We start from the raw sequence: 231 nt of genomic DNA on the forward strand, positions 1-231 counted from the left end.
CTTTTACAACTTTACTCTCATTGATGCGCTGAATAATACCGGTAGTAGAGTGAGCTGGAATATGAGGAAGAAAAACAATTTGACCACCGAACTTCTCGACTGTATCTGCCTCTGGCAACTTATCTTTAGTATAATCGCCGCCCTTGGCAAAAACGTGAGGTTTCACAATTTGAATTACAGGAACTGGTGTATCATCGCCTTGCTCACCAAAGGCAACGACATGATCTATTG

At 42.0% G+C, this 231-nt stretch carries 1 protein-coding gene; it reads right to left on the reverse strand.

The genetic code is table 11. The features are described from left to right. Positions 1-231: nucleotidyl transferase family protein (locus KK062_RS30605; RefSeq protein WP_498366332.1), on the reverse strand; the 231-nt coding region annotated here is incomplete at both ends.

It is taken from the genome of Dawidia cretensis (assembly GCF_018598175.1).
Lineage (GTDB): Bacteria > Bacteroidota > Bacteroidia > Cytophagales > Cyclobacteriaceae > Ohtaekwangia > Ohtaekwangia cretensis.